Below are 14,828 nucleotides of genomic sequence, written 5' to 3' on the forward strand. Positions count from 1 at the left end.
CCACGTGAGACGCCACGACCTGGTCATCATCGGAGCCGGCAACGCCGGCATCTCGTTGGCGGCGCGTGCCTCACGCCTGGGGTGCCGCGACGTCGTGGTCATCGCCCCAGGCGAGCTGCACCGTTACCGGCCGCTCCTCAACTACGTCGCCGGGGGCCAGGCCCGGATGAGCACCCTCACCAGACCGACAGCGTCAGTGCTGCCGAGGTCCGTCACCTGGCTCCGCGGCACCGCGACCGCGATCGATCCCCACGCCAAGACGGTCACCCTCGCCTCCGGCGACCAGATCGGCTACCACGACGTCGTCGTCGCCACCGGGCTCGACCCCGACCTGCCGGCCACCCCCGGGCTCGCGGAGGCGATGGAGGCCGGTTGGTCGTCGAGCGCCCACCTGACCGATCGCGCCGAGGATGTCTGGTATGCCGTCCGCAGGCTGCGGCGGGGCCGGGTCGTCTTCTCCATCCCGCCGGAGCCCTCGCCCTGCGGCGGCACGGCCTTGAAGCCGCTCTTCCTGGCCGCCGCTCACTGGCGCAGGCAGGGCCTGCTCGGCGACATCGACCTGCATCTGGTCACGCCCTACGCGGGCGTGCTGGACATCCCCTTCGTCGAGGACACTCTGCAGGCGGAGCTCGACCGCAACGGCGTCACGGTGCATCGACGCAGCACGGTCACGTCGGTCTCGCACGACAGCTGCGCCGTGACCCTGTCGGGCGACGGTGGTGACACGACGATCCAGGACGTCGAGCACGCCTTCATCGTTCCCGCCTACCGGGCCCCCCGGTGGCTTGCTCCGCTCGCGGGCGACCACCCCGCGGGTCTGGTGGACGTGGACCCCTCGACCCTGGCCCACCGGCGCCATCCGTCGCTCTGGAGCCTGGGCGACGTCGCTGACCTTCGCACCCGACCCTCCGGAGGGGCGCTGCGCCGCCAGGTGGAGGTCCTTGCCGCCAACATCTCGCTCGCCCGCCGCCGCCGACAGCCGCGGCGCTACGACGGCTACACCGTCATCCCCATCACCACCGACAGACACAGGCTCATGCTCATCGAGTTCGACCGTCAGCTGCAGCCCCAACCCACGGTCTCGTGGACGGACCTGACGCGGCCCCGGGCCGACCTGTGGTTCTTCGACCGCTACGTCGAGCCCATCATCTACTTCCACGCCCTGCTGGACGGCAGGGTCTAGCGACCTCCTCGGCCCCACGACCCCCTGCGCGAGACGTTGAGAGGCGGCATACGGGGGTCAAATCGCCCGGATAACCCCCATCTGGCGCCTCTCGATGAGGGGGTGGGGCCGCCCCTCCGGACGCATCGCTGACCCCGGTCGGCGCCGCACCTGACATCCGTCGGCCCGGGCGCGCCCACCTGGGTCATGATGGGGGAGGCCGGGACCACGACCCGGGCCGACCACGGAGGTAGACCTGTGCACCTGCACCACGAGGCCGTCCTGGACGCCCAGCTGCCGGACGTCTGGGCCCGGGCGACGGACTGCCGTGTCGTCGCCGCATCCTTCCCGGGGGGCACCATCACCGAGGCGACGCACGAGAGCTTCACCGGTGAGGTGGCGGTCAGGGTGGGGCTGCTGACGCTGACGTTCGCGGGCGCGGGCAGGTACGAGGAGCGGGACGAGGCCGCGCACCGGGCAGTCATCTGCGCCTCCGGTCGCCAGCGCTGGGGACCGGGGCGGGCCGACATACGGATGTGTCTGCAGCTGCAGGAGGTGGCCCCCGGGACCACCCGTGCCGTGCTGGACACCGAGCTGAGCGTCAACGGCACCTCCCTCCCGCTGGCCGGGCCGCTGGGCGCGAGGATCGCAGCCCCGCTGGTGCAGTCCTTCCTGCGGCGGCTGGCCTGCGTCGAGGAGCATTAAGCGTCATCGCGGCTCGATAGGCTGCCAGCAGGGGCGCGGCACCTTTTGGTGTCCGGGGGATCGGAGAGACATGCGAGCGGTGCTGGTCGCGATCGGCAGCCACGGCGACGTCGTGCCGTTCGTGGCCCTGGCCGAGAGGCTGCTCGCCGCGGGCCACGAGGTGGTCCTCGTCACCCACCGGTCGCTGCTGCCCGCAGGGGGTCAAGGCGTCGAGCTCGTCGGCATCGACAGTGACCCGTCGACCCTGCTGGCGGGGCCGGCGGCGCGTTCCCTGCGCCGGGGCGACCTTCGTGGCCTCTACCGCGCCCGGGCCCTCTTCGCTGACTACCTCCTCTCGGCCGGGGGACCGACGGCCGACTCCCTCGACGGCGCCGACGTGGTGGTCGCCTCGACCTTCGCGATGACGGCGGTCGCGGCTGCGCGAGACCACCAGGTGCCCGTGGTCCGGGCCCACCTCTGGCCCGAGCCCAGCAGGCTCGACGGCCCGATGCCGCTGCTGCCCTACTCGTGGCTGCTGCCGGGGGCGGTGCGGCGGTCCGCCAGGTCGGTCCAGCGTCGTGGCGAGCCGCTCCTCGCGGGGTTCGAACGCCGCCGGTCTGGCAGGCGGATGCGCGTGATGCCCACCCGGTCCGAGGGATTCCTGACCACCGACCTGGGGTCCCTCTACGCATACTCCCCGGCCCTGGTCCCGGCCGAGGTGTGCGCGCCGGCGCATGGGCAGGCCGGGCCTGCGGCCAGGGCCACGGTGACGGGGTGGTGGACCCCGCGCGCCGGAGGGCTGTCGGCGCAGACCCGCCGGCTGCTCGACGACCCGGGCCCGCCGTGGTTGTTCGTGGGGTTCGGCTCTATGCCGTCGCTGCAGCCGGGCAGGCTGCTGCCCCTGGTCGAGGGGATCTGTCGGGCGCACGGTCTCAGGGCCGTGGTGCAGCTGGGCTCAACCGCGGCGGTCCCGTCCGCTCCAGCCCCGCCCGGCTCGCCGGTGCGGCTGATCGGTCCCGAGCCTCATGACGCCCTGCTGCCACGTATGGCGCTCGCCGTTCACCACGGCGGGGCAGGGACCACCGGTGCGGTCTGTCGAGCGGGCATACCGTCCGTGGTGGTCCCGCACATGGCGGACCAGTTCTACTGGGCGCACCGGCTCCACGCCCTGGGGGTCGCTCCGGTCGGCCTGCCGTCTGCGGCCCTGCGCGCGCCCGCCGTCGCCGTCCCGATGCTGTCCCGGCTCGTTGCGCGGGCGCTGAGCCCACGCACGGTCGCTCGGGCCCGCGCGTTGGGCGACCGGGTCCGCGAGGAGGACGGCGTCGGCGCGGCCGTGCGCTGGCTTGAGGACGTGGTGGGCCGTGCCTGACCCCGACCAGGACGAGGCACCGCAGGGGACGGCCAGGCTGGGAGCCTGGCTGATCGTGGTCGGCACTGCGACGTTCACCGTCGTGTGGGTGATGGGTCTGCTGACGGCGTCGCCCGCCTTCTCCTGGCACCACAGCATGATCAGCGACCTGGGGTCGCACGCCTGCGTCGTGCGCAACGGCTACCGCATGTGCTCGCAGCACGCGGCGTCGTTCAACCTTGGTCTCGTCGTCGCTGGCATCGCTGTCGCCACAGCCTCCTGGTGCGTGCGGCGCGTGTGGGGGCGCCCGTTGACCTTCGCCACCACCTCGCTGGGGGCGGGCCTGCTGCTGCTGGGACTCGTCCCCTCGGACGTCAGCCATGGGGTGCACATGGTGGGCGCGGTGCTCACGCTGCCGATGACCGCGGCAGGTGTGCTCATCTCGGCGGAGGCGGCCTCCGCCCCCCTGCCGCCCGGGGGTGTGGCGCGCCGCGCACGACGACGCCGGGTCCTGCACGTGCGGCGCAGCCTGGGCGCGGTGGCGCTGGTGGCCTGCCTGGACCACCTCCTCGGGGACTCGGGTGCCGTGATCCCCCGGGGGGTCGCCGAAGCCGTGTCAGTGGTGGCGATCGTCACCGCCCTGCTCCTCGAAGCCTGGAGGTTCCTGTCCTGGCGCCCACGCCAGGGGTGGCAGCTCCCGTGGCGGGAGCGAGCCGCCCCCGACTGACAGTGATGATGTGAGTGAGCCCCGCAGCGGTCGTCCTGACTCAGCGTCTGACTGACTGAGGGTCTTTAACAGGATCTGTCGGTCGATCCGCTGCGGGGCTCGTTTGCACTCACCAGACGAGGGTCGTGACCTCATAGGAGCCTGTGCCAGCAGGCACCCATCACTGTCTTGTCCGCTCACCTCGGCGGGTGCGTGCCGCCCTGCCAGGTCGAGTGAGAGGACGGCGATGACCACCATCGCATGCAAGGACACCGGCACGAAGACGGACCGGAGCCAGACAGACCAAATCGAGGTCGCTGCGGGCGTTGACACCCACCAGGACATCCACACCGCTGCAGTGATCGACACCGCCGGCCGGCTCCTGGGGCATCGTCAGTTCCCGGCCTCGCGGCGTGGCTACCTCGACTTGCTGGACTGGCTGCGCTCGTTCGGGCTACTGCTGGTCGTCGGCATCGAGGGCACCGGCGCCTATGGTGCCGGCCTGGCGCGCCACCTGCATGACCAGCACGTGGCGATGCTCGAGATCGACCGGCCCGACCGCAAGACCCGCCGCAGCGCGGGCAAGTCCGACCCGATCGATGCCGAAGCCGCTGCCCGGGCCGCTGTGGCTCGGGTCCGGACCGGGGTCCCGAAGGTGCGCACCGGCCGGGTGGAAGCCTTGCGGAACCTGAGGGTGGCCCGGCGCAGTGCGGTGGATCAGCGTGCGGACTGCGTACGTCGGATCAAGACGCTGATCGTGACCGCACCCGACGGACTGCGCGCACGCCTGCGCGGCCTGCCCAAGCAGGAGCTGCTCGACACCTGCGCCGGCCTACGCCCCGACACCGCCCGCGCGGACGAGCCCGAGCAGGCGACCAAGATCGCGCTGCGCAGTCTGGCCCGCCGGCACGCCGCACTCAGGGAGGAGATCACCGAACTCGACGCGCTCATCGAGCCGCTGGTCGCTGCCATCAACCCCGACCTGCTCGCACTCAACGGTGTCGGCGCAGACGTCGCAGGACAGCTCCTGGTCACCGCCGGCGAGAACGCCGACCGGATCTACTCCGAGGCCGCCTTCGCGATGCTATGCGGAGTGGCTCCGATCCCAGCCTCTTCGGGCAAGACCCACCGACACCGGCTCAACCGAGGCGGTGACCGACAAGCCAACGCCGCGCTCTACCGGATCGTGCTGTGCCGGCTGCGCTGGGATCCCCGCACCCAGGCCTACATGCACCGCCGCACTGCCGAGGGACTCTCGAAGAAAGACATCATCCGCTGCCTCAAACGACTCATCGCCCGCGAGATCTACTACGTCCTCACCCGGGAGCGCATCGAGCCCGGACACCTCGCTACCGCCGCTTGACATCCATAGGAGCATCCTCGCGCAGCCGATCGTCAGCACGGGATGGGCGCCCTGGAGTCATGCCCCATGGAAGCGGAACGCCGGCCACACCCGGGCCCACCCCCCGGACGGGGAGTCGCACCGCACCAGGGGCGCGCCGGCCACACCGAACGGATCGCTCTCTCCGCGGGCCAGGGTGCCGACGTCGACGCAGCGCGCGAAAAGGTGGCGCAGCCCTGCGGAGCGCTCCCCGACGAGCAGGACCGACTCCGTCGAGGGCGGCCCCGACCCCGACAGCGCGTTGTGGCCGGAGGCGACCCGGTCGGCCGGGATGCCGCGCGTCGGCCCGTAGAACGCGACGGCCCCCGCCAGCGCATAGGAGTCCGTGACGACGGTGGCCTGGCTGCGTCCCCGGGGAGCGCTGATCTGCTGGACATACCCGTCCCAGCCGGCCTGGTCCCGCTGGACGGGGTTGACGGCGGACACCAGCCGGAAGACCGTCGACGAGGTCGGGGCGAGGGGTAGGCAGACCAGGAGGGACACGACCGCGTTGGCGCCCACCACGACCCACCGGCGACGCCACAGCGCCCAGTCCGCCTCCGCCGCAGCCCCCCACCCGATCGACAGCGCCGGCAGGAACGCCGCGACCGGGTAGTACGGCTGGGCGGGGAACAGCACCGTGAACCCCGTCACCAGCGCAGCAGCCACTGCGAGCACCGGCACGCCCAGGCCGTGGGCACCCGGTCGCCGGCATCGCTCGGACATCCTGGGCCCCCAGGACAGCCCCCGCCACAGCACGCGGACGTATGGCGGGCCGATGAAGATCAGGACCAGAGGTACGACGAACCACCGCGTGGACGCGCCGTGGCGCGCGATCAGGTCAGCCGAGACCGCGGACATCGGAAGCCCGTGCCAGAGCTGGGCCGCCACCTGCGGACCTGCCAGCACGGCGAGAGCGACCAACCCGGTCAGGGCCCCGCGGGTGCACAGCAGCCGTGGGTGCGACGCCGCGAGGGCCACGACCAGGCCTGCGACGAGGACCATGACCAGGAGCTTGTTCCAGCAGCCCAGACCGGCCACCGCCCCCGCCCATGCCAAGGCTGACGGCCTGCCCTGGATGCCTCGGAGCACCAGCAGGATGACCGCCTGCCACACCACCAGGTCGATGCTTGCGGTGAGGAAGACGTGCCCCACCAGCAGGGGGTAGACGGTGGTCGCGTGCGCCCACGCGGCGACGCGCTGCACGCGGGCGGGATGCCCGAGCAGGCGCGGACCCGCCGCGGCCAGGAGCACCCCCGCCATCGCTGCCAGGATCGCCGGCACCCGTTGGAGCCAGGCGGCCCCGCCGAGGCCGGCCAACCGTGACAGCCACACCGTCATCGGCGGCTGGTCGTCGTACCACCAGGCCCACGGGAGCATCCGGAAGTACAGCTCGTCGCCGTGGAGCCCGTAGCGTCCGGAGGTGGCCAGCAGGACGGCCCCCATGGCCAGCGCGGCCGGAGCCGCGACCCTCACGATGCCGGCGGGCGAGGGGGTGCCCACCTACAGGTCGCCGCCGAGGTGGGCGAGGACGCGGCGTGCCGTGCGCAGGCCCGAGGCCAGAGCCCCCTGGATGGACCCGGTGTCCCGGTGGTCGCCGCAGACCATCGTGACCTCGTCGACGTCGACCGGCTGACGGAGCGTGAGGGGTGGCGGCTGGACGGGCAGAGCGTCGGGCACGTCGTGACGGACCACCAGCTGCCAGGCGTCGGCGTCGCACGCGTAGATCTCGCTCAGACGGCGGCGCAGCTCCGACTCCGTGGGCACCCCCATCGCCATGACGGCCGTTGCCTGCACCAGGTGGCGACCGCGAGGGGCGTATGACGGTGCCGCGTTGCTGACCACCGCGGTGTTGACCAGCCCACCCGCGTCCCGCCGGGCGTCCAGGATGAGCATGTCGAGGTCGGTGGGCCGCGCGTCTGCGGCGAACCACCACGTCACCAGGCCCTTGGTCGCGACGCGCGGCAGGGGGGTGAGCGTCCCTACCTCCTGCGGTGACACGGCCACGACCGATCGGCGGGCGCGCAGCGTCCTGGCCTGGGTCTCGACGACGGCATGGTCGCCCTGCTTGCGGACGCGGTTGACTCGCTCGCGGAAACTGACCCGATCCCCGAGCCGGTCCGCGAGCTGCCCTGGTAGCGCGGCCATGCCGCGCCGCGGCAGCCCGGGGGTGCCGAGCACGAAGGCCCGGATCAGCAGCTGCACGTACGTCGTCGACGACGTCCCGTCCCCCTCGAGGATGACCCCCGCCAGGAAGCGGTCCAGCACCTCGCGGCGCAGCCGCCCGGTCACCCCGGCCTGGTCCAGCGTCATCCCCCACCCGGCATCCGGTGCTGCCGCGAGTCGCTCGACCCGTCCGAGCGCCGGGATCACCCAGCGAGCCAGACCGAGCAGCTCTCCGGGGTCGAGGTAGCCGGAGGTGATCGTGTCGAGGAGACGGCCTGGGTGCCGGATCGGGTCCGCCACCAGCGAACGGCCTCGGTCGTGCATGACCCCCGCCCCCCGCCCGAAGGGCTGCAGCCCCAGCGCGTCCAGGTCCGTGTCTGCCCGGATCCGAGGGTAGGAGGGGTTGAGGACCTGGAATCCCCTGTCGCACAGGAAGCCGTCGACCTGGTCGGTCCGGATGCGACCGCCGACTCTGTCGGAGGCTTCGAGGACGAGGACGTCCAGTCCGTGCGCCTGCAGCTCCGTGGCGCAGCGCAGGCCGGCCAGCCCGGCGCCGACGACGATGACATCGGTGTCGATCTCATGGGTGGTCATGGTGACGTGCTCCTTGGGTCGGGCGGCGGCGTCGGACGGTCGAGCCGGGCAGCAGGTCGAGCCGGCGGGCCAGGCGCCGAGCGAGGTGCACGCCGGGACCCCACCGGGCCGAGGTCGGCACGCTCCAGACGTCATGCCCGGCTCGACCCCACTGCTCGAGCAGGGCATTGGCCGCCTGCACCCCGGTGGTGGCCGCACGCTCCATGAGGGCCACGGGTAGCTCGCACCGGATCCCGTCCCCGGCCAGCACGAGCTGCTCCACGGGGGTGCGCACCCCGGGGCGGTCCAGCCAGGGGTCCGTGCCGGCGAGTGGGCAGTCCTGCTGGACGAGCACCTCCTCATGAAGCACCCGCGCCTCGACCAGCTCCGGGTGCAGCCGGTGCAGCTGGGTCCGCAGGTCGGCCAGGACCTCGGCGTCCGTCACCGCGTCGGGCACGGCATACGCGTGGAGCTCGATGACACTGCCACCGGTGCGCCGGGCCCAGGCCGCGGCGCCGACTTCCAGCAGGTGCATGGCCGAGAGGTTGTCCAGGAACCCCAGAGCCGCCGTCCCCAGGAAAGCAGGCGTGTCGTCTCGGACCGGGCGGTCCAACCACAACCGCTGCACGACGAAGCGAGGGGCCATCCGACCGCGAGCGACGGCGGCGCGCCAGTCGGGGGTGCCGACCCACCCGCTCTCGTCGACGATGGCCTGCAGGGAGGGCCGGGTCACCGCGAGCACCACCCCGTCGGCGGACATGTGGCCTCCATCGCCCAGGACGACCTGTATGTCGTCGCCGGGCCCGTCACGGTCCAGCCTCAGGACGGGCGCCTCGCACCGCACCTGGACCCCCCGCTCGTGCAGCCACCGTCCCAGGGGTGCCCACAGGGTGGTGTCGAAGTCGTCCCGGGCCACGTCGAAGAGCAGCCCTTCCGCCGATCCCAGGAAGTAGGTGTGGAACATCGCCACGAGCTCGCCCCCGGAGAACTCCCTGGGGTCGGCGAAGAAGCTGCGCGCGAAGACCTCGAGGGCGAGAGCCCGCATGGGGCCGGGGAAGTGCAATGCGTCCAGGACGTCCTGCGCGCTCACGCCATCATGCTCGACGAAGGTCTTCGGGAAGTCCACGTCGAGCAGCGCGAGCGCCCGCTCCACGTCCACCCGCCGTAGGTCGGCGAGCCGGCAGGATGGGCTGAGTGCCACGAACCCCAGGGCATTCCACGGGGGACGCCGGGGGATGCGGGTGAAGGAGTCCCTGGTCCCGTCCGCATGCAGCAGCGGGTAGTCCCGGACCGGTTGGAGGATCGACAGGTCGGGGTCGATCCGGCGGAGCAGCGCGCGCAGGTTGTAGTACTGACGGAAGAAGGCGTGGAAGCCGCGGCTCATGGCGGACGAGTCGTCGTCACCGGCGACCTGGACGGGCCAGGAGGCGACGCGCCCGCCGAGCTGGCGGTCGCGCTCGAGCAGGGTGACGCGCACCCCGCGCTCTGCCAGGCAGACCGCCGCATTCAGGCCGGCGATGCCTCCGCCGACGACGACCACGTGCGGATCAGCGGGAGCCTGTCGGGCTCGTCCCGCGTCCGGTGCCACCGCGGGGATGCGGACCGCGCGACGGTCCCTTCCCGGCCTCTCGGCCCCGCTCACGTCCGCCCCGATCGCACCCACAGGAGGATGGCCAAGGTCACCATCGAGAATCCGAACAGGTAGTCCTCCACCGGAATGTCCCACGGAAACCTCACTCCCAGGTGTTGCTGCGGGTCGTACATCACGATCGGTGCGCTCAGCTTGGTGAGCCACCCGTCGACCAGGGCCTGAAAAAACGCCACGATCGCCATCGCGCACCAGTACTGCTTCGTCCGGAACACGCCCGTGCGGAGCACCTGGCACTCGAGGAGGACGACCAGGATCACGGAGAGGACGGCCAGCGCGGTGTACTCAGGCACGGGATCGCTCCTGCCCCTGCTCGGTCGCGCCACGGCCGAGGCGCAGGACCGTGCCGACGGCCTCGTACGTCAGCAGCCCGCACACCGGGATCACCACGAAGAACACCAGCTCCTCGATGGGCATCCCGAGCGGCAGGTGAACCCCGGTGGTGTAGCGCGCCGAGTAGGACCAGTGGTCCCGCCAGATCCCGAGCACGTCCCAGGCCGAGAAGATCGCCACCACAGGGACCAGAGCGACCAGCAGACGCCGTGGCCGCTGGTACACCCTGGCCCGTAGCACCAGCTCCAGCGGCAGGGTGATGAGCAGGCATCCCCCCATGAGAGCGAGGTACTGCCAGTGGTCCCAGGAGTCAGGCCACATGGGTGCCTCCGGCGCAAGGCCGTGCCGGCCCGGGACGTCTTGACCGGCTCACGTTGCCACCCGCCCGGTTCGCACGAGGAACCGGCGCTCGGCATACGCCAGATCGTCATCCCAGAGGCGCGCCTGCGTGCGTTGCACCAACGGCCGAAGCACCGGAGACAGCCGCCGCGCGGCGGTGAAGCCGGGACGGGGCGAGGAGGCGATCGTGGCCTCCGTCATGACGGTGAGGGGAAGACCGTTGGCGTCGTGGCCGACCGGGGTCGCGTGGGTCTCCACCACGCTGCCCTCGCCCTCGCCGTCGGTGATCGTCATGACGACGGTGCGCGAGTCCGGGCAGGTGAACTCGGCCCGCACGGGGACCCCCCAGGTGCGGCTCAGCCGGAAGGTGACGTCGGTGACCAGGCAGTGGTCGGTCGACGCGTCCTCGTCGACCGTGAGGTGACTGAAGGCGTAGGGGTGGAACCAGGCGCCGTGCCACGGGTCCAGGCGGTTGGCGATGATGTCCTGCGCCTCGCACCGGGCCAGGCGCACATGGACGGCGTCGAAGGACGCGCTTGCCGGTGGCCGGGGGGCTGTGCGAGGGGCTGAGCTCGGCTCCTCGCCCGAGGTCGGCACCTGCACCCACAGCAGGACGCCGTCATCATGCGCCGGTAGGGGTGCCCAGGTGCCGGGCCACTCGGAGGGCAGCCGCAGGCCGTGCCACCGGCACACGACGTCGGTGCCGTCGGTGTCGCAGCCCTCGAGACGGGCACCCATGTGCGGGCAGGCGCCGGGACCTGCGAGCACCGACCCGTCGTGGGCGCGCCAGAGCGCGACCTCGCGGTTGCCGACGCGACGCACGAGGGAGCGCCCGGCCCGAAGGTCTCGGGATGCACCCAGGACGTACCACCCTCCCGCGTCCTCCGATCGCGCCGCCGCAAGGGCTCGCTCGATGCGGGGCAGCGACGCCTCCCGCCAGGTGGACCTGACGGCGTCGGGTGATGGTTGCGGGATGCGTCGGACTGGGATGTGCCGGGAAGCGGCAGTGGGCATCAAGCGCGTTTGCCTTCCGGTGGGCTGGCCAAGCAGCAGCTGCTGCAGCGGAGGTCGGGTCCTGGTGGGGGTCAGGCGAGCCTGCCTGTCTTCAAGACGGCAGGGTGGGCAGGTAGCGTCTTGGCCATAGTAGTTCCATCGGCGAAGGAGTGCTGATGAGGGTGCTGGTTACCGGTGCTACCGGATATGTGGGGGGCAGGCTGGTGCCGCGTCTGCTGGATGCCGGCCACGAGGTGAGAACTACGACGAGCAACCTGGCCAAGCCGTCTCCGTGGTGGGCCGATCGGGTCGAGACCGTCGTCATGGACATCACCGACGAGGGCCAGGTCGACAGCGCGAGCGATGTTGTCGACGCCGTCTACTACCTGGTCCACGGGATGGGAGGGGGTGGGGACTTCGCAGAGAAGGACCGGCACGCCGCGCACAACGTCGCCCGGGCGGTGCAGTCTCACAGCGTCAGCCGAGTCGTCTACCTGTCCGGCATCCTGCCTCCCGTGCAGGTCGGGCAGCTGAGTGAGCACCTCGAGTCGCGGCACGAGGTGGAGCAGATCCTTGGCTCCACCCCCGCCACCACCGTCACGTTGCGGGCGGCCGTGGTGATGGGCAGTGGATCCACGTCCTTCGAGATCATCCGACAGGTCAGTGAGCGGCTGCCGATCCACACCGTCCCGTCGTGGATGAACTCGGAGGTCCAGCCCATCGCGGTGGTCGACGCCGTCGAAGCCCTCGTGGGCGCCCTGACCGTGCAGACCTGCACCCGCAGCTATGACATCGGTGGCCCGGACAGGATGTACTACGCGGAGCTGCTCGACCGGTATGCCGGCGTCGCGGGCTTGACGCGTCCACAGGTGCCGGTGCCCCTGGTCCCTGCGGACCTGGTGGGCCTCCTGGTCGGCGCCTTGACCGACGTGCCCACCCCGACCGTGCAGGCCTTGGTGGAGAGCTTGCACCACGACATGGTGTGCCGCGAGGAGGACTTCCGGCGCGACCTCCTCCCCACCGGGTATCACCTGGTCGGGGTGGATGAGGCCATCCGTCGATCGCTGGCCGACCCCCGCACCCACGTCCAGCATGACCCGTCCTCCGCTGACCCCATGGGCCCTATGCCGGACGACCCGTCCTGGGCCGCCGGTGGTGAGGACCAACCACTTCTCGGCAGAGCGCTGGACGCGGTCTACGACGCTCTCGGGCGGGACCCGTCCGCCTGGCGGTGGTGAGCCAGGTGGGTGTGTGCCGGGGCCAGCACATCGTTGCGCTTGCAGCAGAACTCCCTGGTCAGACGGCCTTCTGGATGGTCTGGGAGAGCCCGTCGACCGCCTTATGCAGCTCTTGCTCGATGGAGTCGGACTGCCTGTCGGTCCAGATGCGCACCGTCAGGGTCGAGGCGTTGGCGTCGTCCTCGTCCACGTCCAGCTCGCCGTGGTAGTTGTTGGGGCCCTCGGAGCCCCACTCCACGGTCATGCCATCCGAGCCCACGCGGAACCACGCCGTGCCCTGGACGTCCTTCTCCCCCTCCTCGGCGGTCTCGACGTGGGCCGTGGTGCGGATCGTGTCGCCGTCCAGCTTCTCCACGGACGTGATCTGGGGGAAGTGCTCCGGCAGCTTCTCGACGTCCTTCACGTAGTCGAAGACGTCTTGAGCAGGGCGAGGGATCTGGACACTTCGCTCGTACTGCGACATGACATGCACTCCTAGAAGTCGGAGGCCGGTCAGTAGCTGCCCCTCGGCCCCGAGTCGGCAGGGCCCTTCGGCCCCGTCAGCGCCGCGCCGGCGCCTGCGTCTCACCCTTGCCGCCCTGGCCAGGGACCGCCACCCCAGCGATCACATCCCGCTTCTGCGCCGCGCCGTCCTGGACCACCTCGTCGCATCAACGCATGTGGTTGGCCACGTCGGCACCGCCAGACCGCTGGGGTCTCCCCCACGGCGTGAGACCGCGCGGTTTGACGACCGAGAGCTACACCATGAGCACGAAGCTCGCCAAGTTTGCGCCACTCAAGGCGAAGAGAGCGACCGCGTGGGCCGCGCCCTGCCCTGTCTCGAGGCGGGCGATGGTGTCCTCGACCCAGAAGCCGACACCGGAACGAGCCAGTGATGACCAGGATCGTCAGGGCAAACTTGTTCAGCACCCACCAGTGTTTGATCAGGGGATCGTGCAACTTTGGGGCATCGGCCCGTGGCGCTGCACCCGTGCGGGCTCGTCAGCTGTAGAGCGGCCGGTCCTCGTCCAGGGGGTCCTCGGTCGCCTGGACGTCGGGGTCATGGGTGGCGGGCGACCAGGACGGGTCGCCGTGGAGGACCTGGCCCTCGTCGGTCACGACCGTGAGTCGTTCTCCGTTGCGGAGGTTCTCGGCCATGCTCTCGACCACCGGGCGTGGCTGCTCGATCCCCAGCGACTGCAGACGCTCGGCGAGCAGGTCCGCCACGTCGCCCTCGCGGCCGCCGCGGCCAGACAGCTCGACCAGCGCGGCGACCAGGTGCCGCACGCGCGACTCGTCCAGCTCGGCCAGCAGCGGCGTGCTCAGCGTCAGCACTGCGCCGCGGCCCTCGTGCTCGTGTCCGGTCTCGATCGTGGGCATGCGAACTCCGTCCGGTGCGTGGTGGTCGATGGCCCGTCAGGGAGTCATCTGCAGCCCACTCTACGCACTATTTCGACAGTGGAAAGACTTGCCAGCGCCTTGACCGGGGCCGGCGGAGCGCGAGCCCGCGAGGCTAGTCCTCCTTGGCCGCGTCGGTCAGCTCGCGCATGCGCTCCTCGGCAGCGTTGCCCTGCGGGCCCTCCTGCTCCTGCCCCTGCTCCTGCTCTTGGTTCTCACGGTTGACGTCGGACCGCTCGTTGCTGTCGCGGTCGAGGCCGGTGTGACCCTCGTCGGACTGTGCCGTCACGTCATACGTCCTTTCCTCGGGCGAGGCGCGCCCGGCGCGAGGGCCTGCGCGCCCACCGGGGGTGGGTGGTGCGCCACTGTAACCACGTCGACCCGCGCCGTGCAGGGCCGGCGAGCGGCTGAGCCGAAGTCGGCGGCACCGGTCAGGGCGTGACCAGACGCTGCAGCGCTCGCGCCGCGATCGGCAGGTATGCCGCCACGACGAGCCCGGGCCCCTCCACGCTCAGCCCGGTCGAGGTGCCGCAGTCGCGCGCGCCGGTCACGGTGTGCTCGAGATGTAGCCGGACCGGGCCCGTGCGCACCGTCCACGACCACGAGCGGGCGGCCTCGTCGACCTCGGTGACGACGAACCGAGCTCGCACCACGTGCAGCGCAGTGACCGTCCCGGTCGTGCCCGCCCTGATGACGGGCGTCGAGGCCTGCACCCCCGTGAGGTGGGGCGCCCACTGCGTCCACCGCGTCGGCGTGGAATACCTCTCCCACACCACCTCCGGCGCCGCGGCCCCGGTGGCGCGGCAGGACCGCCGTGTGGCCCAGATCGTTGCCGCCATACGCATCCAGCCTCTCGAGGGGTGGCCGCTGCTGCCCGAGG

At 71.5% G+C, this 14,828-nt stretch carries 16 protein-coding genes; 6 read left to right on the plus strand and 10 right to left on the minus strand.

Annotated elements, in window-relative coordinates; genetic code table 11:
- Positions 1-4: 4 nt before the first annotated feature.
- The 5 genes from ACF3NS_RS04165 to ACF3NS_RS04185 all read left to right on the plus strand — a co-directional run bounded on the left by ACF3NS_RS04165 (position 5) and on the right by ACF3NS_RS04185 (position 5,263).
- Positions 5-1,183, plus strand: a complete 1,179-nt coding sequence (locus ACF3NS_RS04165) for an NAD(P)/FAD-dependent oxidoreductase (protein WP_392467967.1) — start codon at positions 5-7, stop codon at positions 1,181-1,183.
- A 237-nt stretch (positions 1,184-1,420) separates the two neighbouring features.
- Complete coding sequence (locus tag ACF3NS_RS04170; RefSeq protein ID WP_050347197.1) at positions 1,421-1,867, plus strand: CoxG family protein; 447 nt, start codon at positions 1,421-1,423, stop codon at positions 1,865-1,867.
- Between the two features lie 70 nt (positions 1,868-1,937).
- The gene (locus tag ACF3NS_RS04175) at positions 1,938-3,215 is read left to right on the plus strand and encodes a glycosyltransferase (protein ID WP_288799514.1); all 1,278 of its coding nucleotides are present in this window, start codon (positions 1,938-1,940) and stop codon (positions 3,213-3,215) included.
- Complete coding sequence (locus ACF3NS_RS04180) at positions 3,208-3,921, plus strand: hypothetical protein (protein ID WP_154593640.1); 714 nt, start codon at positions 3,208-3,210, stop codon at positions 3,919-3,921. Before ACF3NS_RS04175 ends, ACF3NS_RS04180 begins: the two co-directional genes overlap by 8 nt.
- 226 nt (positions 3,922-4,147) lie before the next feature.
- Positions 4,148-5,263 carry an IS110 family transposase gene (locus tag ACF3NS_RS04185; protein ID WP_392467971.1) on the plus strand — a complete coding sequence of 372 codons (1,116 nt, stop codon included), beginning with the start codon at positions 4,148-4,150 and terminating at the stop codon, positions 5,261-5,263.
- A 57-nt stretch (positions 5,264-5,320) separates the two neighbouring features.
- Here the strand turns inward: ACF3NS_RS04185 and ACF3NS_RS04190 are convergent, their stop codons facing one another.
- From ACF3NS_RS04190 to ACF3NS_RS04215, 6 genes are read right to left on the minus strand one after another with little or no spacing between them, the layout of a single operon-like run.
- Positions 5,321-6,784 (minus strand): glycosyltransferase family 39 protein, encoded by a 1,464-nt coding sequence (locus ACF3NS_RS04190; RefSeq protein WP_154592521.1) that lies wholly within the window; start codon positions 6,782-6,784, stop codon positions 5,321-5,323.
- Positions 6,785-8,041 (minus strand): NAD(P)/FAD-dependent oxidoreductase, encoded by a 1,257-nt coding sequence (locus ACF3NS_RS04195; protein WP_195849110.1) that lies wholly within the window; start codon positions 8,039-8,041, stop codon positions 6,785-6,787.
- Positions 8,028-9,683 (minus strand): NAD(P)/FAD-dependent oxidoreductase, encoded by a 1,656-nt coding sequence (locus tag ACF3NS_RS04200; RefSeq protein WP_353889945.1) that lies wholly within the window; start codon positions 9,681-9,683, stop codon positions 8,028-8,030. Before ACF3NS_RS04200 ends, ACF3NS_RS04195 begins: the two co-directional genes overlap by 14 nt.
- Positions 9,659-9,961: a lycopene cyclase domain-containing protein gene (locus tag ACF3NS_RS04205; RefSeq protein ID WP_050347193.1), complete on the minus strand. Its 303-nt coding sequence runs from the start codon at positions 9,959-9,961 to the stop codon at positions 9,659-9,661. Before ACF3NS_RS04205 ends, ACF3NS_RS04200 begins: the two co-directional genes overlap by 25 nt.
- Positions 9,954-10,322, minus strand: coding sequence for a lycopene cyclase domain-containing protein (locus ACF3NS_RS04210; protein ID WP_050347192.1), 369 nt, complete (start codon positions 10,320-10,322; stop codon positions 9,954-9,956). Before ACF3NS_RS04210 ends, ACF3NS_RS04205 begins: the two co-directional genes overlap by 8 nt.
- A gap of 48 nt (positions 10,323-10,370) precedes the next feature.
- The gene (locus ACF3NS_RS04215; RefSeq protein ID WP_154592519.1) at positions 10,371-11,354 is read right to left on the minus strand and encodes a DUF5914 domain-containing protein; all 984 of its coding nucleotides are present in this window, start codon (positions 11,352-11,354) and stop codon (positions 10,371-10,373) included.
- Between the two features lie 155 nt (positions 11,355-11,509).
- On the opposite strand from ACF3NS_RS04215, the gene ACF3NS_RS04220 reads away from it, so the two are divergent.
- Positions 11,510-12,571, plus strand: coding sequence for an NAD(P)H-binding protein (locus tag ACF3NS_RS04220; protein ID WP_392467978.1), 1,062 nt, complete (start codon positions 11,510-11,512; stop codon positions 12,569-12,571).
- A gap of 58 nt (positions 12,572-12,629) precedes the next feature.
- Here the strand turns inward: ACF3NS_RS04220 and ACF3NS_RS04225 are convergent, their stop codons facing one another.
- The 4 genes from ACF3NS_RS04225 to ACF3NS_RS04240 all read right to left on the minus strand — a co-directional run bounded on the left by ACF3NS_RS04225 (position 12,630) and on the right by ACF3NS_RS04240 (position 14,787).
- Positions 12,630-13,034, minus strand: coding sequence for an SRPBCC family protein (locus tag ACF3NS_RS04225; protein WP_154592517.1), 405 nt, complete (start codon positions 13,032-13,034; stop codon positions 12,630-12,632).
- Between the two features lie 518 nt (positions 13,035-13,552).
- Positions 13,553-13,930 carry a hypothetical protein gene (locus ACF3NS_RS04230; protein WP_154592516.1) on the minus strand — a complete coding sequence of 126 codons (378 nt, stop codon included), beginning with the start codon at positions 13,928-13,930 and terminating at the stop codon, positions 13,553-13,555.
- Positions 13,931-14,063: 133 nt separating this feature from the next.
- Positions 14,064-14,237, minus strand: a complete 174-nt coding sequence (locus ACF3NS_RS04235; protein WP_154592515.1) for a hypothetical protein — start codon at positions 14,235-14,237, stop codon at positions 14,064-14,066.
- Between the two features lie 142 nt (positions 14,238-14,379).
- Positions 14,380-14,787, minus strand: a complete 408-nt coding sequence (locus tag ACF3NS_RS04240) for an SRPBCC family protein (protein ID WP_154592514.1) — start codon at positions 14,785-14,787, stop codon at positions 14,380-14,382.
- Between the last annotated feature and the right edge of the window lie 41 nt (positions 14,788-14,828).

It is taken from the genome of Arsenicicoccus cauae (genome assembly GCF_043162025.1).
GTDB lineage: Bacteria > Actinomycetota > Actinomycetes > Actinomycetales > Dermatophilaceae > Arsenicicoccus > Arsenicicoccus cauae.

Bases quoted from the DNA above. Each gene is read 5' to 3' on its own strand.
- ACF3NS_RS04175 (WP_288799514.1), top strand. From the start codon at position 1,938: ATGCGAGCGGTGCTGGTCGCGATCGGCAGCCACGGCGACGTCGTGCCG.
- ACF3NS_RS04185 (WP_392467971.1), top strand. From the start codon at position 4,148: ATGACCACCATCGCATGCAAGGACACCGGCACGAAGACGGACCGGAGC.
- ACF3NS_RS04195 (WP_195849110.1), bottom strand. From the start codon at position 8,041: ATGACCACCCATGAGATCGACACCGATGTCATCGTCGTCGGCGCCGGG.
- ACF3NS_RS04210 (WP_050347192.1), bottom strand. From the start codon at position 10,322: ATGTGGCCTGACTCCTGGGACCACTGGCAGTACCTCGCTCTCATGGGG.
- ACF3NS_RS04215 (WP_154592519.1), bottom strand. From the start codon at position 11,354: ATGCCCACTGCCGCTTCCCGGCACATCCCAGTCCGACGCATCCCGCAA.
- ACF3NS_RS04220 (WP_392467978.1), top strand. From the start codon at position 11,510: ATGAGGGTGCTGGTTACCGGTGCTACCGGATATGTGGGGGGCAGGCTG.
- ACF3NS_RS04225 (WP_154592517.1), bottom strand. From the start codon at position 13,034: ATGTCGCAGTACGAGCGAAGTGTCCAGATCCCTCGCCCTGCTCAAGAC.
- ACF3NS_RS04230 (WP_154592516.1), bottom strand. From the start codon at position 13,930: ATGCCCACGATCGAGACCGGACACGAGCACGAGGGCCGCGGCGCAGTG.
- ACF3NS_RS04240 (WP_154592514.1), bottom strand. From the start codon at position 14,787: ATGGCGGCAACGATCTGGGCCACACGGCGGTCCTGCCGCGCCACCGGG.